The 21,710-nt window shown below is 69.8% G+C and carries 18 protein-coding genes; 9 read left to right on the top strand and 9 right to left on the bottom strand.

Annotated features, from left to right (window positions below; all coding sequences use genetic code 11):
- The first annotated feature begins 41 nt into the window (after positions 1-41).
- Entirely contained in the window at positions 42-833 is a 792-nt protein-coding gene (locus tag EBN03_RS24500) for a hypothetical protein (RefSeq protein ID WP_122190463.1), read from the top strand.
- A 43-nt stretch (positions 834-876) separates the two neighbouring features.
- Here the strand turns inward: EBN03_RS24500 and EBN03_RS24495 are convergent, their stop codons facing one another.
- The 4 genes from EBN03_RS24495 to EBN03_RS24480 are packed head-to-tail and all read right to left on the bottom strand — an operon-like array spanning position 877 to position 4,812.
- Positions 877-1,833 carry a DUF1152 domain-containing protein gene (locus tag EBN03_RS24495; RefSeq protein ID WP_122190495.1) on the bottom strand — a complete coding sequence of 319 codons (957 nt, stop codon included), beginning with the start codon at positions 1,831-1,833 and terminating at the stop codon, positions 877-879.
- A 34-nt stretch (positions 1,834-1,867) separates the two neighbouring features.
- Positions 1,868-2,089 (bottom strand): Trm112 family protein, encoded by a 222-nt coding sequence (locus EBN03_RS24490; RefSeq protein WP_122190462.1) that lies wholly within the window; start codon positions 2,087-2,089, stop codon positions 1,868-1,870.
- Between the two features lie 21 nt (positions 2,090-2,110).
- On the bottom strand, positions 2,111-2,566 hold the full coding sequence (locus tag EBN03_RS24485; RefSeq protein ID WP_233608599.1) for a GtrA family protein: 456 nt from the start codon (positions 2,564-2,566) through the stop codon (positions 2,111-2,113).
- The gene (locus tag EBN03_RS24480) at positions 2,563-4,812 is read right to left on the bottom strand and encodes a DUF2339 domain-containing protein (protein WP_122190493.1); all 2,250 of its coding nucleotides are present in this window, start codon (positions 4,810-4,812) and stop codon (positions 2,563-2,565) included. The genes EBN03_RS24485 and EBN03_RS24480 overlap by 4 nt, the downstream gene beginning before the upstream one ends.
- A 213-nt stretch (positions 4,813-5,025) precedes the next feature.
- Here EBN03_RS24480 and EBN03_RS24475 point away from each other — a divergent pair, with 213 nt between their 5' ends.
- Positions 5,026-6,147, top strand: coding sequence for a glycosyltransferase (locus EBN03_RS24475; protein WP_122190461.1), 1,122 nt, complete (start codon positions 5,026-5,028; stop codon positions 6,145-6,147).
- Complete coding sequence (gene rffA / locus EBN03_RS24470) at positions 6,137-7,273, top strand: dTDP-4-amino-4,6-dideoxygalactose transaminase (RefSeq protein WP_122190460.1); 1,137 nt, start codon at positions 6,137-6,139, stop codon at positions 7,271-7,273. Before EBN03_RS24475 ends, rffA begins: the two co-directional genes overlap by 11 nt.
- Positions 7,274-7,328: 55 nt before the next feature.
- Here the strand turns inward: rffA and EBN03_RS24465 are convergent, their stop codons facing one another.
- The 3 genes from EBN03_RS24465 to EBN03_RS24455 all read right to left on the bottom strand — a co-directional run bounded on the left by EBN03_RS24465 (position 7,329) and on the right by EBN03_RS24455 (position 10,346).
- A complete protein-coding gene (locus EBN03_RS24465; protein ID WP_122190459.1) occupies positions 7,329-8,903 on the bottom strand; it encodes an MFS transporter in 1,575 nt (524 codons plus the stop codon).
- Positions 8,904-9,002: 99 nt separating this feature from the next.
- Positions 9,003-9,704, bottom strand: coding sequence for a TetR/AcrR family transcriptional regulator (locus tag EBN03_RS24460; protein ID WP_122190458.1), 702 nt, complete (start codon positions 9,702-9,704; stop codon positions 9,003-9,005).
- 36 nt (positions 9,705-9,740) lie between these two features.
- Entirely contained in the window at positions 9,741-10,346 is a 606-nt protein-coding gene (locus EBN03_RS24455) for a TetR/AcrR family transcriptional regulator (protein ID WP_122190457.1), read from the bottom strand.
- A gap of 83 nt (positions 10,347-10,429) precedes the next feature.
- Between EBN03_RS24455 and EBN03_RS24450 the strand changes: the two genes are divergently transcribed.
- Positions 10,430-11,530: a Gfo/Idh/MocA family protein gene (locus tag EBN03_RS24450; RefSeq protein ID WP_233608598.1), complete on the top strand. Its 1,101-nt coding sequence runs from the start codon at positions 10,430-10,432 to the stop codon at positions 11,528-11,530.
- A 233-nt stretch (positions 11,531-11,763) separates the two neighbouring features.
- Here EBN03_RS24450 and EBN03_RS24445 read toward each other — a convergent pair whose 3' ends face one another.
- Together EBN03_RS24445 and EBN03_RS24440 are read right to left on the bottom strand one after the other, a co-directional pair.
- On the bottom strand, positions 11,764-14,709 hold the full coding sequence (locus EBN03_RS24445; protein WP_233608597.1) for an AMP-binding protein: 2,946 nt from the start codon (positions 14,707-14,709) through the stop codon (positions 11,764-11,766).
- Positions 14,710-14,878: 169 nt separating this feature from the next.
- Complete coding sequence (locus tag EBN03_RS24440; protein ID WP_122190455.1) at positions 14,879-15,670, bottom strand: bestrophin-like domain; 792 nt, start codon at positions 15,668-15,670, stop codon at positions 14,879-14,881.
- Positions 15,671-16,044: 374 nt separating this feature from the next.
- Between EBN03_RS24440 and EBN03_RS24435 the strand changes: the two genes are divergently transcribed.
- From EBN03_RS24435 to ilvA, 5 genes are all read left to right on the top strand, one after another.
- A complete protein-coding gene (locus EBN03_RS24435; protein ID WP_122190491.1) occupies positions 16,045-17,451 on the top strand; it encodes a family 2B encapsulin nanocompartment shell protein in 1,407 nt (468 codons plus the stop codon).
- A gap of 14 nt (positions 17,452-17,465) precedes the next feature.
- The gene (locus EBN03_RS24430; RefSeq protein ID WP_122190454.1) at positions 17,466-18,809 is read left to right on the top strand and encodes a family 2 encapsulin nanocompartment cargo protein terpene cyclase; all 1,344 of its coding nucleotides are present in this window, start codon (positions 17,466-17,468) and stop codon (positions 18,807-18,809) included.
- Between the two features lie 52 nt (positions 18,810-18,861).
- Positions 18,862-19,725, top strand: a complete 864-nt coding sequence (locus EBN03_RS24425) for a geranyl diphosphate 2-C-methyltransferase (protein WP_122190453.1) — start codon at positions 18,862-18,864, stop codon at positions 19,723-19,725.
- Positions 19,722-20,282 carry an isopentenyl-diphosphate Delta-isomerase gene (gene idi / locus EBN03_RS24420; RefSeq protein WP_233608596.1) on the top strand — a complete coding sequence of 187 codons (561 nt, stop codon included), beginning with the start codon at positions 19,722-19,724 and terminating at the stop codon, positions 20,280-20,282. Before EBN03_RS24425 ends, idi begins: the two co-directional genes overlap by 4 nt.
- 73 nt (positions 20,283-20,355) lie before the next feature.
- Positions 20,356-21,576 carry a threonine ammonia-lyase gene (ilvA, locus tag EBN03_RS24415; RefSeq protein WP_122190489.1) on the top strand — a complete coding sequence of 407 codons (1,221 nt, stop codon included), beginning with the start codon at positions 20,356-20,358 and terminating at the stop codon, positions 21,574-21,576.
- Positions 21,577-21,710 lie beyond the last annotated feature (134 nt).

Raw genomic sequence — 21,710 nt, 5'->3', positions numbered from 1 at the left:
AACCACCGAAGCTTCACCTTCCAGGGATACAGGACTCGTTCATGCGCACTCACCCCGCCGTCGGTCATCTCGCCGCAGCCGGCATCACCGCCGCCGCCTCGATCATGACCGGACTGGCCACCGGCACCGCCCACGCCGACGCCACCACCAACGGAATGACCATCCAAGGCAGCAACTTCCAGGTCGGGCAGACCTACACCGTCACCGTCCCCACCACGGCCACCTACGCTCAGCAGCCGCTGAAAGACACCTGGTCCAGTGCCACCGTGACCGTCCCGAACCCGGCGGCGGTCGGCACCAACGGCTTCACCACCTTCCAGTGGACACCCACCACACCGGGAACCCACCAGCTGAGCACCGACCCCGTGCCGGGCCTGTCCAACGGCACCGGACCGCTGACCGTGCAGGTCTCCGGCACCGGCAGCACCGACCCGTCCACCTGCGGCTTCCCGGTCGCCGGCGCCGCGGACTACAGCTGTGTGACGCTGCACGGCACCCTGCAGGTGGGCTGCACCGTGACCGCGACCGTCCACCTCGCGCCCAGCGCGACGCCCGCCGACCCGCTCGGCCCCGTCAGCGCCGCCGGCTCCGCGCTCCTGGGCCACCCCCAGTACTCGATCGGCATGAACGACGGTGCGAGCTACGCGGTGGCCCAGGCAACCGTGAACGGCAACAGCGCCACCATGACCTGGACGCCGACCACCGCCGGCGTGCACGACCTGAACGCGTGGATCCAGGACAACAGCATCTTCGCGGGCGCCGCCGCACCGAAGTCCGCGGGCGAGATCTGGGCACACATCGCGCCCAGCGGTACTGCCGCGACCTGCGCGTAACCGCTACCCACCGGCCGGGGGCCGCCCCGTGCGGCCCCCGGCGTCAGTGCGGGAACACCCGCGGCGGCCGCCGGACCACCTCGTCCCGATACTGCTCGATGACCATCGCCACGTCGAACATGGTCTCGGTCTCGCGCAGGCGACCCAGGTAGCCGACCTTCGCCGCCAGCACCTGGGCGTCGACGGCGAAATACATTCCCATCAGCGGATTCACGAACAGTTCACTGCCCGACGTCCGGGCCGTGCCGCCTACATCGCCGAACTCGCCGCGCAGCGCCGCCGCGATCTGGCTGTTCACGATGCTCGGCCGAGCGGGTGTCGCCGCGTGCGCGTGCGCGACCGCATCCAGGTAGTCCCGCGCCTCCGCCGACGCGGACGGGATCGACAGCGCCCCCAGATAGCCACCGGCCCGGTCGATCTCGGCCAGATTCTCCAGGACGTGCGCGTGACACACACCGTGGTACGCGTCGATCCCGAACCCGAGCGACACCACCAGCCGCGGCATCTCGAACAGCGCCGATACCGCGGCCAGGCTGGACATGTCCTCCTGCGGGGTGCCCAGCCCGGCCTCGTCACCGAGCAGCAGGATGTCGGTGCCGCCGTCGACCAGGACCACGGCGTCCACGCCGGTGTGCTCGACCAGCGCGCGGTAGGCGGCACGCAGCGGGCCCACGCCGGTCCGCGCGAAGGCGTATACCGTGTCCGGCAGCCCGCGCGATTCGAGCCAGCGCGCGAGGGTTCGTTCCGGGAAGTACCGATCCGGCCCGGCACTGCGTGGGCCGATCGCCGCCACACCCGGTGCGAGCCACTCGTCGAGTTCCAGTCCGCGCAGCCCGCTGAACGACAGATTCGCCAGCACGACCTGTTTCCCGGCGCCACGCAGCGCGGCCGCCAAGGGCAGCCCGGCGTAGACGTCGAACCCACCTCCGGCACCGGCGATCAGCACCTTCGACGCCGGCTTCAGGCGCGTGAACAGCGGTGGTTCGGACAGCGAGAACACCCCCGCCAGCATACGAGCCGGCGGAGGCGTGCGGTCAGCCCTGAGCGACGAAAGTGGTGTGCTCCGAATCGGATACGTCGCGGGCCTCGTCGATGAGCAGGACCGGGATGCCGTTGTCGATCGGATAGGCGCGGTGCAGTCGCGGGTTGTACAGCCATTCCCGGCCGGCGGCGTCGCGCACCGGCGACAACGGGCCCTTGTCCTGCGGGCAGGCCAGCAGGCTCAGCAACGTGGGATCCAGGATGGTCTCGGCCATGCCCGACAACCTACCGGTCCGTCACGACGCGGCTTCCGGCGACCGCCGGAACGAGTAGTAGCGATGCCCGAAGAAGCTCCCGACCGCCACCAGGCCCATGACCACGACCGTCGCCGGGATCTTCGGGCAGCCGAGCACGTCGACAGCCAGCTGCAGGCCGGCCATGTTCAGCACCAGGCCACCGGAATTCACCGCCACGAACCGCACGAAGTCGCGCAGCACGTGCCCGCGCACCCGGAACACCAGCGTGCGGTGGGCGACGAAGGCGACCCCCAGGCTCAGGCAGTAGGCCAGCGCCACCGACACCGCCGACGGCCAGCTGCCCGGCAACAGGTACAGCCACATCACCGTCAGCGCCATGCCGAGCAGAGTGTTGCCCGCGCCGACCGCCGCGAACGCGATCTCCTGCCGGCCCAGCAGCCGCAGCAGCAGACCCGGGTCTTGTTCCGGCACACCGGTTTTCACGGTGCCGGTCACGACAGTGATTCCACCAGTTCACGTTCGGGCTCGGGCATCGCGTCGGCCCCGGAGAACCGGCCCCGGCGCGGCCGCAGGTAGAGCCACTGCATCGCCGCCAGCCCGAACAGTCCCGCCGCCGCGGCGGCGCTACCGATCAGCCAGCCCGGCGGCCGCCAGGTCACCACCAGTTCGGCGTTGTCGGTCCCCGCCGGAACATCCACGGCGACAAAAGATTTCGCGACCGTCGTGAAGCTCACCGGATGCCCGTTCAGGGTGACCCGGTAGCCGGGCCAGCCCAGCCGCGCGAACACCACCTTGCCGCCGGACTGCGACGACACCTTCACCACGCTGGTGTACGGGGTTTCCGACGTCGACACCGCGGACACGTTGTGCGCGTCCGCAACTCGGCCGTTCACCCCCGAGATCGGGCCGCCGTCGCGTTCGAGCACCCAGATCCACCGCTGGTGACCCGGATACTCGACGAAGTGCCAGCCCGCCGGCGCCGGCTGGTTCCCGGCATCGGGGTAGAGCGCCTTCTGCAGCACCACCCGGTCCACCTTCATCAGGTCGGCGATGGTGCGCCCGGTGACCGGCTCGGTCGCGAACACCCGGCGGTAGGAGTCCGGGCAGACGCTGGAATCCCAGGCCATACAGATCATGTCGCCGAACCAGAAGTGCCCGTTCGGGGTGTAGCCGTTGACGTAGTTGCGGTGCACATCCTTGGCGTAGTTGCCGAACACCAGCGAGCTGTACGCGCCCTCGAGGGTCCGGTCGCCCGGCTGCAGCAGGCCGCGGTTGCCCAGCTGCAGGGTCAGCCCGTCGAAGCCGGGGAACGCCCGCTGAGCCGCGGCCATATCGGCCGGCAGGTTCCACGACATCGGGGTCGGCTGCGCCCGCGCCACCTGCCCGTAGGCGATCGGGAACATGGCCACCACCACCAGGACACAGGCCAGGGCGACCCCACGGGTGCGCCACAACCACACCGCGGCCGCGCCCAACCCGGCGACCAGCAGCGCCGACAGCAGATGCCAATGCCAGTTGTGCGGGTCCGCGGAGAAGCTGCGCACCCACAGCAATCCGATCAGCACCCCCGCCGCGATCGACCGCTGCCGCCAGTCGCGGACCGTGCCGAACCGGCCCATCAGCACACACACCAGGATCAGCAGGCCGACCGCCAGCATCGGCAGCACCCGGGCCGGCCAGCGCAGCGGGCCGATCGTGCCGGGACCCGCGGTCCACATCAGGAACATGATCGCGAACAAGGCGATCGAGGTCAGTTCCTTCCACGCCGCGCGGGCGCGACCCCAATCGACGAACGCCAGCACCGGAATCAGGAACCAGGCGATGTAGGTGACCGGCAGCGGCTGGATGTACCCCCACCACGAGGTGAACGAGGGCAGCGTCGAGGGCAGGCTCGCGTTCAGCGACTCCGACCACGGCACGGTCAGGAACTGGTCGTTGTTGATCTGCGAGGTGCCGCGCCAGCTCACCTTCGCACTCAGCATGCTCGGCAGATAGGTGGCCAGGCCGACCAGACCCGCGCACCCCGCGACCAGGGCCAGCCGCACGACTTCCCGCCACGCCTTCCGGAAGACCAGCTCCCCCACCGCGACCGCGAACAGCATCAGCACGCCCTCGACCGCCGGGAACACGTACTCGACCGAAATCGCCAGGTACAGGTACACGAACACCGGCAGCGGCCCGGACCGGCCACGCAGGTAGCGGATCGAGGCGGCCCACGCGTGCAGCATCCACGCGGTACCGGTCAGCGAGGTCACCCAGCTGGCTTCGTCGAAGAACAGGAACCATCCGGTCAGCGGGAACGCGACACCGGCGACCGCCGCCCACTCCGGCCGGCTGCCGTACTCGCGGCAGATGCGGAACACACCGAGCGCGGCGATGATCGAGAAGATCAGCTTCACCACCGTGACCAGCACCGCCAGGTTCGACACCGACGGCGCGATCAGATCCACCAGCAGCTGCGGCGGATTGAACAGACCCGCCTCTTCCTGCGTGTAGTTACCCGTCATCCACTGGTCGGGGGCCAGGAACGGCAGCTCGAAGTGCCGCAGATGCCGGCCCAGCATCACCCACATCGGGGCGTACTGGGATTCGGTGTCGTCGGTGTAGAAGTGCCGGCTGTTGGCCAGCAGGACCGCGGCGTAGCCGAGCACGACGCCGATCGCCGTCAGGGCGCCCCAGCGCCATACGGTTCGACGGTCCTCTGCTGACGGAAGTTCGGCACCGGCCGACGCACTCTCCACCACGGCACTCTCCACCACGAGTTCCAGACCCTACATGCAGTGCGCAATCTTGGCAGCGACCAGCGGGTCCCCGGGCAGTATCGCCCGCCGGCGCGAACCTCGATATCGTGACCACTCTGTTAGAGTCCTGGGGGTCCCGGGCACTGCGTGGAGCGTCGCCGCAGCGTAAGACGAGGCCCCGCGCGCTCCGTCGTCGAAAGTCGAAATCAGCTGATGTCGATCACTTCCGCACCCCCGGTCCCAGCCACCGACACCCCGGCGGACGACACCCCCGCCACCCAGCGATCCGGCGTTCCCGCGGGCCGGGTACACGCGGTCTCGGTCGTGGTCCCCGTCTACCGGGGTGAACAGACGATCTCCGCGCTGGTCGGCGAACTGGCCGCGCTCGGTGAGCCCACCACGACGCCCGACGGCAACCGGTTCGCGGTCACCGAGATCGTGCTCGTCCACGACAACGGGCCCGACCGCTCCGATGTGGTGCTGCAGGAACTCGAACGCGAGATCGAGCTGGTGCGGGTGGTGTGGCTGAGCCGCAACTACGGCCAGGACGCCGCCACCATCGCCGGCATGGCCGCGGCGGACGGCGAATGGATCGTCACCATGGACGAGGACGGGCAGCACGACCCCGGCTTCCTCGGCACCTTCATCGACACGGCGCTCTCGCAGCGCGCCGACCTGGTGTACTCCAAGCCGACCAACACCCGCCCGCACGGCTTCCTGCGCAACGTCACCTCGCGCGGCGCGAAGGTGGTGCTGGCGACGGTGTTCGCGTTCCCCGACTCGACCCGGTTCGAGAGCTACCGGCTGATCCGCGGCGATATCGGCCGCCAGCTCGCCGAGGTCGCCTCGACCGGTGTGTATCTCGATGTCGCCCTGACCTGGGTGGTCGGCAATACCGCGCAGGCGCCGGTGGTGCTGCGCGCGGAGGGCCGCGACGAATCCGGGTACAACTACCGGCGGCTGTTCTCGCTGTTCTGGAAGATGGTGCTGTGCAGCGGTACTCGCGGCCTGCGCCTGGTCAGCATGCTGGGGCTCACGCTGGCGGTCGGCGGGCTCGGCTATGCGGGTGTGGTCGTCGCGCAGTCGCTGTTCGGGGAGGGCGGCGACCCGCCCGGCTGGGCGTCGACCATCGTGGTGCTGCTGCTGGTGTCGGGCGCGATCCTGTTCTCGCTGGGCCTGATCGCCGAATACCTGGGTGTGGCCTTGCACGTGCTGGTGGGCAAACCCCTGTACCTGACGGTAGATTCGCCGACACCACGACCGGACGCCGAAGCCCGGTCTGTGCGCGCACTGTCCACGAACGGAATCGGGGGGAACTCCGCGGGTGAGCACTGACCGCATCATCTTCAGCCGGCCCTTCCGGGCGCCCGGCGAGCTGGCGAACCTGGAGGCGGTCCTGGCCTCCGACCACAGCCACGGCGACGGGCAGTTCACCGAGGCGGCGTCGGCGAAGCTCCGCGAGATCACCGGTGCGCGACACGCGCTCTTGACGACCTCGTGCACGCACGCGCTGGAGCTGGCCGGACTGCTGCTGCAGCTCGGCCCCGGTGACGAAGTGATCGTGCCCAGTTTCGGTTTCACCTCCACCGCGACCTCGATGGCGGTGCGGGGGGCCACAGTGGTGTTCGCCGACATCGACGAGCTCGGCAACCTGGACCCGGAATCGGTGGCGGCGGCGGTCACGCCGCGCACCAAGGCGATCGTGGTCATCCATTACGGCGGTGTCGGCGCCGACATGGACCGGCTGCTCGAGATCGCCCGGTCCAACGGGCTGGAAATCATCGAGGACACCGCGCACGGTCTCGGCGGCAGCTGGCGCGGGCAGCGGCTGGGCACCATCGGAACCGCCGGCACGCTCAGCTTCCACGACACCAAGAACGTGCACTGCGGTGAGGGCGGCGCACTGCTGCTGTCCGACGACATCTTGCACGCGCGCGCCGAGATCATCCGGGAGAAGGGCACCAACCGCGCGCACTTCCTGCGGGGCATGGTCGACAAGTACTCCTGGCAGGACATCGGCTCCAGCTACCTGCCCAGCGAATTGAACGCCGCGGTCCTCGACGCGCAGCTGGCGGCGTTCGGCGAGATCCAGGCCGCCCGCTTCCGGGTGTGGGACGCCTACGCCGCCGCCCTGCCGGGCTGGGCCGCGGCCAACGACGTGCGGTTGATGCACGTGCCCGGCGACCGCGAGCACACCGCGCACCTGTACTACCTGCGCACCCCGACCGAGCGGCGCCGCGACGATCTCATCGATCACCTACGCGCCCAAGGCATCTCGGCCCCGTTCCACTACGTCCCGCTGGACAGCAGCCCGGCCGGCCAGAAACTGGGCCACACCCCGAACCCGTGCACGCGGACCGCGGAGTTCTCCTCGACCCTCCTCCGCCTTCCGCTGTGGCCGGCGCTCACCGATGCCCAGATCCAGCGCGTGATCGACGCAGTCACCAGCTTCACGGTGTAGGCCCGTCCCGCCGGTGGTCCGGCATCAGCCGAATCGCTGATGCCGGACCGACCGTTCAGTCGTCTCCGGGGCTGTCCTGCGGCGCCGCGGCGATGTCCGTGCCGGGCAGCAGCACCGCGGTCAGGATCGCGCCCACCACCAACACGCCGATCGCGGTCAGGATGGCCGTTGTCATCCCGTGCACGTAGGCGTGATCGGCGGCGTCGGTGACGGCCGCGCCGAGCAGGTGCGGCAGACCGCCGGCGACGGCGTGCGCTCCGGCGATATTGCTCCGGGCCGCTGTGGCTGCGGCGCCGGGCAATCCGGTGCCGCTGCCGTCCAGCCGGGTCCGGTAGGCGGCGGACAGCACGCTGCCCAGGACAGCCGTCCCCAGGACCACGCCGATGCTCTGCAGAGTGCGCGACAGTGCCGTCCCCATACCGGCACGAGTGCCGGGCAGGGTTTTCAGCACGGTGTCCGCGGCGAGTGGCAGGCCCAGGCCCAGTCCGACACCGAATACCGTGAGTCCGAGGGCGACCGGACCGCAGCCGCTGTCGGCCCGCACCCGGGTGAGTATCGACAGCCCACCCGCACCGATCAGCATGCTGAGCGGAATCACGTACCGCACACCGATTCTCGTTCCGAACGTCTCCCCCAGCCCGGCACCGGCCAGCATGGCCAGGATCTGGGGCAGCAGCCGCAGGCCGGTGCCCTGGGCGTCGTTGCCCTGGACCAGCTGCAGATACGGGGTCAGCAGGAAGGCCACGCCGCTCATCGCGAAGCTGATCAGCGCGAAAGCCACTGTGCCCCAAGTGAACAGGCGGTTCCCGAAGAGCCGCAGGTCGATCAGTGGCGATTCGGCGCGCCGCTGCCGGTCGACGAACACCGCGACCAGCACCGAGCCCGCGCCCAGGAGCGCGAGCAGGCGGACATCCCAGCCCTGGTCCGGTCCTTCGATGACGGCGTAGGTCACCGCGACGATGCCGGCCCCCGACAGCAGCGCGCCCAGCCAGTCCAGGCGCGGGTTCGCCGGGTCGCGGCTCTCGGGCACGAACAACCACACCCCGATCACGGTCAGCACCACAACCGGCACGTTGATGAGGAAGATCCAGCCCCACGACCAGTGTTCGAGCAGCCAGCCGGCGAGCAGCGGTCCGGTCGGCAGGGCGACCACCGCGCCGACCGTCGTCACAGTGACGGCCCGCCGCCGGTCGGTATCGGCCGGAAACAGCACCGGGAGCAATGCCATCCCCAGCGGCATGATCACCGCCGCACCGGCCCCCATCAGTGCCCGCATCGCGATCAGCCCACCGGCCGTGTCGACCAGGGCCGCGCCGATCGACCCGGCCCCGAAGACCGCGAGCCCGGTCAGCAGCATCCGGCGCCGCCCGACCTTGTCGCCCAGCGTGCCCATCGGCAGCAGCAGCCCAGCCCACATCAGGTTGTAGGACGTCGAAATCCATTGCAGCGCACTGGTCGATGCCTTCAGCTCGGTGGCCAGGGTGGGCAGCGCGGTGATCAGGATATTGCTGTCCAGGCCGACCACCAGAAAGCTCAGCGTCAGCGCCGCCAGGCCCCACCAGCGGGATCGCTGCGGGCCCACATCCGGCGGCGCGAACGTGGTCACGGCACCGGATCTACACTCGGACATGATTGGCTCCTCTCAGCCAGTCAGCTGTCCCTCGGGGTCGGGCTTTGTCTTGGCGGACTCCCGATCCCGAGGGATTTCACCCCAGCGGTTGGGGCAGATTCAGGGTGTACCGGCGACCTCCGGCCGCAGGGTGGCGGCAAGAGCGCGGAACAGGTCGGCGACCGCGGCGTTCAAGGCGCGGACCGCGGTGGCGGGGGCCGGTTCGTCGGGCTCGACGGTTCGGCGCAGCACGTAGGCGAGCAGTTCGGCACTCCGTTCGACGTCCGGGCCGTCGGCGGACGCGAAGAAGCCCCGGATCACGCTCTCGAGCAGATATCCGGCCTGCTCGACGCCGACGTCGGAACGCAGTAGGCCCTGGGCCCGGACCAGCTCGAAGTAGTTCTCGTTGCCGGCCAGCTCGCGCTGGGCCGCGGCGACCGCCTCGTCCGCGGCCAGCGCGCCCAGCACCTCGGGATCGGCGAGCAGCAGTGCCTTGACCAGCGGCCGGTGCGCCACCTCGAGGAAGATCGCGCTCATCAGCCGGTGCGGCAGCGCCAGCTCGGCATCGTCGGACAGCCGGTCGACCAGCACGCCGAGCAGGCGGGTCGTCTCGCGCTGGAGCACTGCCCACAGCAGGGCCTCCCGGGTCCGCCAGTGCAGGTAGATGGTGCCCTTGCCGATGCCGGCGTGCCGGGCTACATCGTCGACGGTCACCTTCCGGTAGCCGTGTGCCAGTAGCAGTTCGGCGGTGACATCCAGAATCCGCTCGGCGCGGGCCTGCCGTGCGTCCGAGCCGGCGCGCAGTCGTGGGGTGGGCGACATGCGATGACTATATGACCAAATTCCAAATCTGGTCAACTAGTCACTGCGGCCCTGGCCTTCGAGTCCCGCGAGCACGATCCGCAGGTTGCGATTCCACTGATCGCCCTCGGCCCGCAGGCCGATGGTGCCGGTGTCGGTCGAGACGCCGGCGAGTAGGAATGCCACGTCCTGCCAGGTGATGTCGCGCCGCATCCGGCCGGCCGACTGGGCGGCCTCGACGAGTTGCCGCAGCCGCGTGCGTATTTCGGCGAGCAGGCGATCCAGCCCGGGGATGCCGGCGCCGCCCAGCGCTTCGTTGGCGCCGCAGCTCTCGGCGCGCAGCCGTACGTACGCGGCGGCGAAGTCGGTGAATCCGTGCCACGGGTCGGGATCGGCGAGTGCCCGATCGGCGGTGGCGAGGATCTCCCCCAGCACTTCCTCCAGCACCACCTGGAGCAGCGTCTCGCGGGAGGGTATCCGCCGGTAGAAGGTGCCCTTGCCGACTCCGGCGCGCTGGGCGATCTCCTGCGTGGTGACCTCGACTCCGACCTCGGCCAGGGCCGATCGGGCCGCTGCGACCAGGCGTTCGACGTTGCGGCGGGCATCGGCCCGGGGTATCTGGCCCGCGTCCCCGGTCAGTAGGCGGTCTACGGCACTGGTCATATCCGTCAGCTTAGCAACTGGACTCTTCGAGTCCGCTTAGGTATAAACGGACTTGAACGGTCCGTTTATATGAGGAGTAACCAGTGGATCCCATTCGGGTAGGAATCGTGGGCGCGAGCCCCGACCGCGGCTGGGCGATGCGCGCCCACGTCCCCGCGTTGCACGCGCTCGACGATTTCCGGATCACCGCGGTCGGGACCAGCCGCGCCGAGAGCGCCCAGCGCGCCCGGCAACTGTTCGGCGCCGCCCACGCCTTCACCGACCCACGCGATCTGGCCGAGCATCCCGAGGTCGATCTGGTGGCGATCACGGTGAAGGTGCCCGCGCACGCGGAACTGATCCGCACCGCGGTGGCGGCCGGCAAACACGTCTACTGCGAATGGCCACTGGCACTGAACGCCACCGAGGCCGAGTCACTGACCGAGCTCGCCGCGGACGCGGGTGTGCGGCACGTGACCGGACTACAGACCCGATACGCACCGGCGGTCGTGCGCGCCCGCCGACTGCTCGCGGAAGGGTTCGTGGGCGAACCGATTTCGGTGACCGTGTACGGCGCGCGCCGACTGGGCGCGGGCACGGCAGTCCCGGACTGGGCCGCCTACACCCTGGACCGGAGCACCGGTGCGGGCGTCGTCGAAGTCGTCGGCGGGCACACCCTCGACGTGGTGGAGCACCTGGTCGGCGAGTTCACCGATCTGTCGGCCCGGCTCGCCGTCAGCCATCCGCGCGCCACCGTCGCGGAGACCGGTGCGACGGTGGAGGTCACCAGCCCGAACCAGCTCCTGCTCGACGCCGTCACGGCCCGCGGCGTCCTGATCTCGGCCCACATCCACGACTCGAAGGTCTCCGACGGCCGCACCAGGATCGAGATCTCGTGCACCGCAGGCGATCTCGCGATCGTCTCCGGCGCCAACGGCCCCGGCGGAATCTCGCTGAGCGAACTGCGCCTGCTGGTTTCGCGCGGCGACGACTCCTGGCAGCAACTGCCCGGCGACGACCCGCTGGCGGACATCCCGCTCGACACCGAAGCCGGAAACGTCGCCCGCCTGTATGCCGCTGTGGCCCAGGATGTCCGGACCGGCACCACGACGGTCCCGACGTTCCGCGACGGGCTGCGCATGCATCGCGTGCTCGACACCGTCCGCACCTCGGCCGAGGCCGGCACCCGGCTGCCGATCACGTGAGCTGCTCCCCAGAAGGGCGTTCGATCGGCTGCCGCGCAACCGGGTCCGACGCCCGCCGCCCGGAGCAGCTGCGGCACGAACACATCCGGAGCCGCCCGAGGTGTTCAGCGCACTCCGCCCGAAGCACCCACCACGCAGACCGCACCCTGCAGGGGGGTGGGCCGGGCCGCCCGCATCGTGGGCGGCCCGGTCGGGATCTCGGACCGACGCACGAACTCTGGCCCGATATCCGTTCAGGAGAACAGGATCAGCGCGGACTCGGGCGTGAGCGGTTCGTAGGCGCCGCTCACCCGGTTGTAGCGCCACACGTTGTCCGCGGGTTCCGGCACGATCTCCGCTTGGACCGCGCGCACCGACGGGCGGTAGGTGGAGCTACGCGGGATCTCCGGGACCACGTAGACCAGGTCCGGGCGCTGTCCGGGTTCCAGGCCGCGCAGGCCTTCGGTCACGTCCTGCGGGGTCAGCTGGTAGCCGTCGCGCACGGAGACGACGCCGACCGCGAGCACCCGGTCGCCGACCTGCATGCCGAACGCCACCTCCATGTCGACCGCGGTCACCTCGTTGAGGGCGTCGACGATCGGCTGGGTGTAGACCGGGCCGCGGGCGGTGTGCACCACGGTGTCGCGGCGGTCCATCAGCCACAGGTCGCCGTCGGCGTCGCGGCGGAACAGGTTCTCCGTCGGCAGCCAGGCGTCACCGGGCGCGAACACGCCGCGCAGGCCGCCGGCCGAGAGGTCGACGTTCTCCGCCGCCCGGCCGATCAGCAGACCGACCTCGTTGTCCGCCGTGCGGCGCGCGAATCCGCGTGCGTCGGTGCGGATCTCGTCGGTCTCCGGGTCGTAGGAGACCAATTCGACCTTGGCGGTGCCGGGGACCGGACGGCCCTTGCAGCCGATCTTCATGCCGGCGACGTTGGCCAGCACCACGTCACCCTCGATCGAGGCGTAGAACTCCAGTACCCGCGCGGGCGCGAACTGCTCGAGCGTGCGCCGCCACAACCCGGCGGGCATGCCCGAGCCGATGAACAACCGGATCGGGTGCGGCCGCCCGGCCGGGAACACGTCGGCGTCGAGGATGTCGCGCATCATCGTCCAGGTGTAGGTGACGACGGTGACGCCGTAGCGGTACACCTCCTCGGCGAACTCGGCCGGATCCAGCGAGCGGGCCAGCGCGATCCGGCTGCCGCCCGCCACCGCGCCACCGAGACTGACCAGCAGGCCCGACGAATGATGCAGCGGCGCAAGGCAATAGACGGTGTCCTGGTGGTCGAGGTCGGCCGCGGTCGCGGTACCGAACGCCGACAGCGCCCAACGGTGATTGGTGATGTATTTGACGTCGAGCTTGTCGCCGGTGCCGGTGACCAGCACGAACGCGAGCTCACGGGCCAATCCCGGGTCGGGCCGGTACCAGCCGGGCAGCCGGACCGCGTCCGGGTCGATCTGCTCGAGGTCGATCACGTCGCCGTCGAGCGGCAGGTCGAGGCCGCGCGAGTCACCACCGCCGAGCACCAGCACCCGGGCGCCGGTCTGCGCGGCGGCGGGCATGTTCTCCGGGTCGGCGACGATGGTCTTGATCCCGGTCAGCCGGGCCGCCTCGCTGAGCTCGCTGCTCGGCGGCAGCAGGACCGCGACCGCGCCGATCCGCGACAGCGCGGCCACGGTCACCAGCGCACTGGGCCGGGTCTCCATCAGGACCCCGATGCGGGCGGCCGGGCGCACCCCGACCGAGATCAGCCCGCGCACCACATTGTCGATGCGGGTGTTCACCGCCGCGTTGGTGTGCACGCGGTCGTCGAACAGGATGCACTCGCCCAGCGGCGAACGGCGACCGTGCTCGGCCATCAAGCGGCTCAACGAGATCCGGGTGTGCGGGGCGATCATGCCGAGCCGGGTCATGCGGGGCAGCACCCGGCCCGCCTCACCGGCGAGTTCGAGCGTGCCGCGCACGGTGCTGCCGGCCATGCCCGCCAGCGATGCCCCGAGCCCGACCCCGGCCTCGGCGACCGCGGCACCGGTGTGCACCGCGCGGATCGCCAGCGGCAGCTGCCGATCGGACGCGACATGTTCCTGCATGGGCACGATCTGTTCGGGCAGCGGCTGCCCGTCCTCGATCCAGCGCACCCAGTCCCGGACCAGCGGCCAGGTCAGGCGGGTAGCGGTGCTGCCGGCGACCAGGCCGAAGTGGCCGGCCATCAGCGACGCCTCGTGTACCTCGGCGTTGGGTGCGGCGCGCACGATGCCGCGCACCGCGGCGGGCTGGCCGATGTCGTCGAGTTCTCCGACGAAGGCCAGGATCGGGCAGCGGATCTCGGCCAGCGAGACCGGCTGGTCGCGGATCACGAAGCCGCCGGACATCATCCGGTTGTGCGCCACGAACTGTTTGAGCAGTTCGGCGACCGCGGGCCCGGAGTAGCCGACCCAGCCGTCGCTCTGCAGGAAGCGGCGCTGCCGTTCCTTGGGCAGCAGCGCCTCGCGGTCGTGTAGCTGGCGGACGAAGTCGAGCCGCGCCTTGGCGGTCTTGACCGGGTCGAGCAGCTGGAACCCGAGCCGGACCATCGAGCTGGAGATCGGCAGCCGCGGCATGACGTGGTCGGCGAGGAAGTCGGCGGCCTGCCCGGTGATGCCGCCGCCCGGCAGGCCCAGCGGCAGGCCGGCGACCAGGTCGACGGGGCTGCCGAAGGTGGTGATGCTCGCGACGCCCTTGCCGTAGCGGTAGGCGGTGGTCTGGTAGGCGAACATGCCGCCCTGCGAGTAGCCCATCAGGTGCACGTTGCGGCCGGTCATCTCCACGACGGTGTCGATGGCCGAGTCGATGGCCAGGACGTGGTCGGACAGGTTGCGCTGCCAGCCACCCTCCTCGGCGTCCGGTGAGCCGAAATCGACTACCCAGCAATCGATTCCGTCCCGATGCAGGATGCCGACGGCACCGCCCTCGGCGTTCACGTCGTAGATGTCGGCGTTCACCATCAGCGGCGGGACCAGCAGCGCCACCGGCCGTCCCGGCGTCTTGTCGTCGGGGAAGTAGTGCCGCAGCCGGTACATCCGCTTCCGCTCGGCGACCTCGTACGGCATGGACTCCACCTCGTGGACCAGGCCACCGAACCTGATCACCTCGAGCCCGTTCTGTGCCGTCGCGACGAGCCGCTGCAGCGACCCGCTCACCCCTCTCGTGCCCTTCACGGTTGCTCCCAACCCTCACACGCTGCCCGCGCCGAATCGAACCCCCCGGCCTCCACCACCCGCCGGCGGTCCCGATGAGCTTGCCATACGTCGAGCGTACTGCGCGTGCGCTGTGATCAGTCCCATCCGCGCACGCCACCGGCACATTGCCGACGGCGAGTGGTCCGAATCAGGTGCCGCCCATGACGTTTACGTACATCGACTGCACCGGGCCCGGGTCGACCCGCAGGTCCCCGCGGAACGGGAAGTCCATCTCGGCGATGAGGAAGATCATGGTGCCGAGGAAGAACGCGAACAGCCCGCCCAGGATCAGGTGCGCGGCCGGTTCGGACACGCTGAACATGCACAGCAGTGCCAGGTTGACCCCGGCGCCCAGCAGGATGACCCACCACAGCACGTCGGGAATGCCGCCGGAGCCGGCGTCGATGCGGTGCCGGCGCAGCTCGTCGAACTTGGCGAACTGGTCGATGGCGGCGGCGTGCACGATCTCCTGGGACTTGGTCTGCGGTTGGAACGCCAGCAGATGCCCCTGGAAGCGGCCGACGATGGCGGTGCCGCCGGGCGGGTCGATGCCGTCCCGCAGGTCGGGGAAGGCGACGGTGAGCAGGTTGCCGGTGTAGTCGGTGAGGTCCTGGCGCAGAACGCCGCGCTCGGGTTCGGGATAGGCCGAGACCTCGCGGTAGAGAGTGCCGATCGCGGCGGCCTCGTCGGAGACCTGGCCCTGGGCGGCGTCGAAGGCCTGGTAGGTGGCGGCGGCGACCAGTCCGAGCAGCAGCCCGTAGAAGACGCCGCCGACCGTGAGCACCATCGTGACCTGCTCGTTGCGGCCCGGTTCGGGCCCGAAGACCCGGTGCACGAGCCCGCGGGTGGCGAGGATGCCGCCGCAGGACAGGCCGACTCCGACGCCGGTGACGAGGACGAAGCCCAGCCAGGTGGGCAGACCGTAGATCCAGTCGAACATGCGCGACAACCCCCAGCGACGTGTGCGGAAGCGACAGATGCGAAACCGCCGGCCGGACCGTGGATCCGGCGGCGCGGTGCCCAGGGTAGCGACTGTTTCGGGCCCGTCCGCGATTCGCACCGAAACCGACCGGATGGGGGCGGGCGCACCATCGTTGCCGATTCGTTGTCGGCTCAACGAATTTCACCTCATATCGGACATCGGGTTCCCGACCGGAAATATTCCAGCTAAGATCGATGGCGCTGGAACACACTGTCGTGCTTGTCAATTCATCGACCAGCTATCGGCCGGCGGAATTCTCCGTCTGCGCCTTCTCCGAAGTACAGACCGCGATCACCGTTTCGCGGTGTTCATTTCGAGGTGAGGACTGCAAAATGACCATCGAAATGCCCGTTCAGTCCGAGAATCACGTTCGCAAATCACTGTCGACGGCAGCGGCGCACCAACTCGCGCACACCACCAAATCCGAACCGCAGATGCAGGGCATCACCTCTCGATGGCTGACCCGGAATCTCCCGTGGGTGCAGGTCGAGGGCGGTATCTATCGGGTCAACCGGCGCCTGACCCACACCGTCGGCAACGGCGAGGTGGAATTCGCCGTCGACGGCGGCCAGGCGCGCGTCATTCCCCTTGAATTGCAAGAACTTCCACAACTTCGCGATTTCGACGACGAAGACGTGCTGCAGGTCCTGGCGCAGCGTTTCGAACAGTACGACCTCGATCCGGGCACCGTCGTGGCCGAATTCGGTAATCCGATGGACCGCGTATTGTTGATCGTGCACGGAAAGCTGAGCAAACTCGGCACCGGCGAATACGGTGAGACCACCAAACTCGGAATGCTTTCCGGCGGAGACTATTTCGGTGACGATATGCTCACCGACCCGGCGGCGATCTGGCCCGTGACGGTGAAGACCGCCACCCGCACCACGGTGCTCGCGCTGTCCCGCAGCCGGCTCGACCAGACCGTCGCCGAGATCCCCGCGCTCGAAGCACAATTGGCCCGAGTCGCAGCCGCACCGAAACGGCCGCAGAACAACCACGGCGAGGCCAACATCCTCATCTCCTCCGGCCACCACGGGGAGCCGATGCTGGAGGGCACCTTCGTCGACTTCGACGCCTCCCCACGGGAATACGAGCTCAGCCTCGCGCAGAGCGTGCTGCGGGTGCACACCCGGGTCGCCGACCTGTTCAACGAACCGATGAACCAGATCGAACAGCAGCTCCGGCTGACCATCGCCGCGCTCTACGAGCGCCGGGAATACGACCTGGTCAACAATCCCGACTTCGGGTTGCTCAACAACTGCGACCTCAAACAGCGCATCTACAGCGAGTCCGGCCCGCCGACCCCGGACGACATGGACGACCTGCTCACCATGCGGCGCGGCACGAAACTGTTCCTGGCGCACCCGATGGCGATCGCCGCGCTGTTCCGTGAATGCACCAAGCGCGGGATCTATCCGGACCCGATCGAGGTCGACGGTCACCGCGTGCCGTCGTGGCGGGGTGTGCCGATCTTCCCGTGCAGCAAGATCCCGATCAGCGAGACCCAGACCACCTCGATCCTGGCCATGCGCACCGGCGAGAAGGACCAGGGTGTGGTCGGCTTGCACCAGACCGGGATTCCCGACGAGTACGAGCCCAGCCTGAACGTGCGGTTCAAGGGCATCGACGACCAGTCGATCATCTCCTACCTGGTCAGCTGTTACTACTCCGCCGCGGTCCTGGTTCCCGACGCGCTCGGCATCCTGGACAACGTGGTCGTCGCCCGGTCCGCCGACTGACGGGAGCCGTTGCCATGTCGGTGATCTCGCGCGCGACGGCGCCACCGGCCACCCACGATGTGGGTGCGCTGGTGACCGCGCTGCTGTCGAATCTCGAAACCGCCGCGCCGGCGGGACTGTTCGCGGCTCCCGGCACCGGCTCGGCCGGTCCGGTCCCCGCGTCGCCGTTGGCACTGATGACGGCGCCCGGGGTTCCGGCGGGCCTGCTCGGCCCGACCGGGCTGGGGTCGGCCGCATTGCGGGTCGGCCTGCCGGTCCCGGCCGCCCGCCCGCCCCGGATACCCAGTGCCGCAGCACCTTCCGGCCTACCCGGTCCCGCCTTCGGTACCCAGCCGCACCGGATCGGCCGACCGGAGGCGGAATCCGCTGACACACGCCGGATTCCGCCGCTGTACTGTCCCCCGCCGGTGCGCGACGATCCGGTCCTGGCGGAGGCGGTGAACGAGGGCATCCTCGCGTGGTCGGAGTCGATCGGCCTCTACGAGGGCCGGCTCGACGAACTGCGCAAGGCGGACTTCGGCCGGTTGATCATGCTCGCCCATCCCGACTGCGACGACGCCGACAAGCTGCTGGCCGCGGCGAAATGCGCGGTGTCGGAATGGTCGGTGGACGACTACTACTGCGAGGAGGACGCCGACCCGCACGCGCCCGACGGCAGTATGTCCACAGCGGAGGCCGAACTCGGCCCCCGCCTCGAATTGGCCATGGCCGCAATGGATCCGGTGTTCCTGCCGGACCGCTATCAGGTGCAGCTGGAGCGGGCGCTGCAGGCCGATCCGATCCTGCGCGCGTTCCGCACCTCGTTCGCGCACCTGGCGCAGTACGCGACGCCCGCGCAACTGGCCCGGCTGCGCACCGAGATCGCGGGCTGGTTCATCGCGCTGGGTGCCGAGGCCGGCTGGCGTGGAGCCGGCCGGATGCCGCCGGTCTGGGAGTACCTGGCCAACCGCCAGCCGCACAGCTTCCTGCCGTGCATGGCGCCGATCGACGCGGTCGGCGGCTACGAGCTGCCGGCCGCGGAATACACCGATCCCATGGTGCGGCGGGTCACCACCACCGCCGCGCTGGCCGCCCAGATGGTCAACGACCTGTATTCGATGGCACGCGAAGACCTTTCCGGCGGAAGGGAATTCAACCTGCCGACGGTGCTGGCCGCCGAGGAGGGGATCCCGCGGCCCGACGCGGTCCGCCGCACCGCCGAGGTCCACGACGAACTGATGCACCGCTTCGAACGCGACGCGACGGCCCTGGCGGCCGGCGCCTCGCCGGAACTCCTGCGCTTCCTGACCGGGTTGTGGGCGTGGCTGGGCGGCAACCGCGCCTGGCATGCCGGTAGCCGCCGCTACCACGACGACTGACCCGCACCCGAACACGTGATGTGTCGCTCACCGATCGAGAGGATGCTCCGCCATGACCACCATCCAGCCGAACCCGCTGCGCACCGACTACCAGCGGTCCGTCGCGGCCTACTGGAACAACAACCCCAACGACGACCGCGTGAACACCAAGCTCGGTGAGGTGGACGGGATTTACCACCACCACTACGGCATCGGCACGCCGGATCTGTCGGTGCTGGAGGGCCCGGAGGACACCCGGCAGGACCGGCTGGTGCGCGAACTGCACCGGCTGGAGACGGCGCAGGCCGACCTGCTGCTCGATCACCTGGGCGACATCGAGCCCGGCGACCGGCTGCTCGACGGTGGTTCGGGGCGCGGCGGCACCAGCATCATGGCGGCCCAGCGGTTCGGCTGCCGGGTCGACGGCGTCTCGATCTCGGAGTATCAGGTCGAGTTCGCCAACAACTCCGCCGCCGAGCAGGGTGTGGCCGACCGCGTGCGGTTCCACTTCAGGAACATGCTGGACACCGGTTTCGAAGCCGGCAGCGTGCGCGGGATCTGGACCAACGAGACCACGATGTACGTGGACCTGATGGAACTGATGGCCGAGTTCTCCCGGCTGCTGCGGCCCGGCGGGCGCTACGTCTGCATCACCGGCTGCGCCAACGACGTCACCGGCGGGAAGTCGGCGGCGGTGAGCTGGATCGATGCCCACTACGGCTGCATGATCCACCGGCGCAGCGAGTACTTCGCGGCCATGGCGGCCAACAACCTGGTGCCGGTCGCGGTGACCGACCTCACGCCCGACACCATCCCCTACTGGGATCTGCGGACCCACTCCGAGCTGGCGACCGGCGTCGAGACACCGTTCCTCACCTCGTACCGCGACGGCAGCTTCCAGTACCTGCTGATCGCCGCCGATAAGGTAGGACGGTGACCGCTGAGATCGTTCCCCCGGTGACCGACCGTGAGGCCCTGCTCGTCGAGCTCGTCGACGAGCGGGGTGCCCGGGTAGGCGCCCTGCCGGTCGCGCAGGCGCATACCGCGCCGGGACGGCTGCACCGCGCGTTCTCGGTGCTGCTGTTCGACGACGACGGGCGGCTGCTGCTGCAGCAGCGGGCCGGGGTGAAGACGCGGTTCCCGCTGCTGTGGTCGAACACCTGCTGCGGTCATCCGCTGCCCGGGCAGGACGTGACCGAGGCGGCCGCGACCCGGTTGGCCGAGGAGCTCGGTGTCACCGCCGAGCTGCGGGAGGTCGGCATCTATCGCTATCAGGCCGCGGACCCCGGTACCGGCCTGGTCGAGGACGAGTGGGACCACGTGCTGGTCGGCCGGTTCCGGGGTGTGCCGCGGCCCGATCCCGACGAGGTCGCCGACTACACCTGGCGGTGGGCGGCCGAACTGGCCGACGCGATCACCGTCGATCGCGCGCAGTACACGCCGTGGCTGGCCGGCGTGCTGGCGGTCGCCGCGGACGCGGTCTCCCGCCCGTAGCCCGTCGCCTGGTATCCGGTCAGCGCCGTCCGCGATACCGGGCGTGAACGCGCCACTCTGGCACGATCGGGCCATGCAGGCGATCAGCGTGGCGGAGATCGAGGCCGCCGAACAGATACTGGCACCGGTGATCCGGCGCACCCCTATCGTGCCGTCGCGGGTGCTGTCCGAGGCGACCGGGCACGATGTACGACTCAAATGCGAGAACTTGCAGCGCACCGGCTCGTTCAAGCCGCGCGGCGCGTATCTTCGGATCGCGAATCTGCCCGCGGCCGACCGGGCGCGTGGGGTGGTCGCGGCCAGCGCCGGAAACCATGCCCAAGGGGTGGCGTGGGCGGCGAGCGAACTGGGCATCGACGCCACCGTGTTCATGCCGACAGGGGCGTCACTACCGAAACTCACCGCCACTCGCGCCTACGGCGCCACCGTGGTGCAGACCGGGGACACCGTCGACGAGGCCCTGGTCGCGGCCACCGAATTCGCGGAACGGACCGGCGCCACGCTCGTCCACCCGTTCGACCATCCGGATGTGGTGGCGGGCCAGGGCACGATCGGACTCGAACTGGTGCAACAGTTTCCGGACGTCGGCACCGTGCTGGTGCCGACCGGGGGCGGTGGCCTGCTGGCCGGGGTGGCGACCGCGCTGGCCGCCCTCGCCCCGCGCGTCCGGGTGGTCGGGGTGCAGGCCGCGCAGGCCGCCGCCTGGCCCGGTTCGCTGGCCGCGGGGGCGCCGGTCGCGCTGTCGCGGATGTCGACGATGGCCGACGGGATCGCGATCGGCAGACCCGGGGTGGTGCCGTTCGCGCAGGTGCGGGCCGTGGGTGCGCGGATCGTCACGGTCGACGAGGAGGCGTTGTCGCGGGCGCTGGTGTTGCTGCTGGAACGCGCGAAGCTGGTGGTCGAACCGGCGGGCGCGGCGGCGGTGGCGGCACTGTTGAGTTGTCCCGCAGCAGAATTGGAGCTCACCGGCCCGGTGTGCGCGATTCTGTCCGGTGGCAATATCGATCCGCTGTTGCTGACCCGGCTGATCGGCCACGGGCTCGCGGCGGCCGGACGGTATCTGACGTTGCGGGTCACGGTCGCCGATCGCCCGGGCAGTCTCGGCCAGCTGCTGGAGCTCATCGGCCGCACCGGCGCCGACGTCGTGGAGATCACCCATTCCCGGATCGGTGACCGGCTCGCGGTCGACGAGGCCGACGTGTCGATCACGCTGGAGACGCGGGGCGCGGCGCATCGCGACGAGCTGCTGGCGGCGCTGGCGAACGCGAGATACGCGGTCCGCGTTCAGGATTGATCGAGCCGGAGTCGGCCCGCATCGTAGGGCCCTCCCCAGCGCTGGGACGGCCCCGCGGCCGACCGGGTGGTCGGCCGAAAGTATCTGTGAATCCCGTTTTCGCACAACACCATCCGGGCAGCGCGAAGCCATCT

Source organism: Nocardia stercoris (assembly GCF_003696265.1).
GTDB classification, from domain to species: Bacteria; Actinomycetota; Actinomycetes; order Mycobacteriales; family Mycobacteriaceae; genus Nocardia; species Nocardia stercoris.
Note: the sequence above shows the minus strand (reverse complement) of the source record. Positions and strands in the feature narration are given on the sequence as shown.

Bases quoted from the DNA above. Each gene is read 5' to 3' on its own strand.
- EBN03_RS24435 (WP_122190491.1), top strand. From the start codon at position 16,045: ATGACCATCGAAATGCCCGTTCAGTCCGAGAATCACGTTCGCAAATCA.
- EBN03_RS24460 (WP_122190458.1), bottom strand. From the start codon at position 9,704: ATGTCGCCCACCCCACGACTGCGCGCCGGCTCGGACGCACGGCAGGCC.
- EBN03_RS24430 (WP_122190454.1), top strand. From the start codon at position 17,466: ATGTCGGTGATCTCGCGCGCGACGGCGCCACCGGCCACCCACGATGTG.
- ilvA (WP_122190489.1), top strand. From the start codon at position 20,356: ATGCAGGCGATCAGCGTGGCGGAGATCGAGGCCGCCGAACAGATACTG.
- EBN03_RS24440 (WP_122190455.1), bottom strand. From the start codon at position 15,670: ATGTTCGACTGGATCTACGGTCTGCCCACCTGGCTGGGCTTCGTCCTC.
- EBN03_RS24455 (WP_122190457.1), bottom strand. From the start codon at position 10,346: ATGACCAGTGCCGTAGACCGCCTACTGACCGGGGACGCGGGCCAGATA.
- EBN03_RS24500 (WP_122190463.1), top strand. From the start codon at position 42: ATGCGCACTCACCCCGCCGTCGGTCATCTCGCCGCAGCCGGCATCACC.
- EBN03_RS24465 (WP_122190459.1), bottom strand. From the start codon at position 8,903: ATGTCCGAGTGTAGATCCGGTGCCGTGACCACGTTCGCGCCGCCGGAT.
- EBN03_RS24475 (WP_122190461.1), top strand. From the start codon at position 5,026: ATGTCGATCACTTCCGCACCCCCGGTCCCAGCCACCGACACCCCGGCG.
- EBN03_RS24425 (WP_122190453.1), top strand. From the start codon at position 18,862: ATGACCACCATCCAGCCGAACCCGCTGCGCACCGACTACCAGCGGTCC.
- EBN03_RS24490 (WP_122190462.1), bottom strand. From the start codon at position 2,089: ATGGCCGAGACCATCCTGGATCCCACGTTGCTGAGCCTGCTGGCCTGC.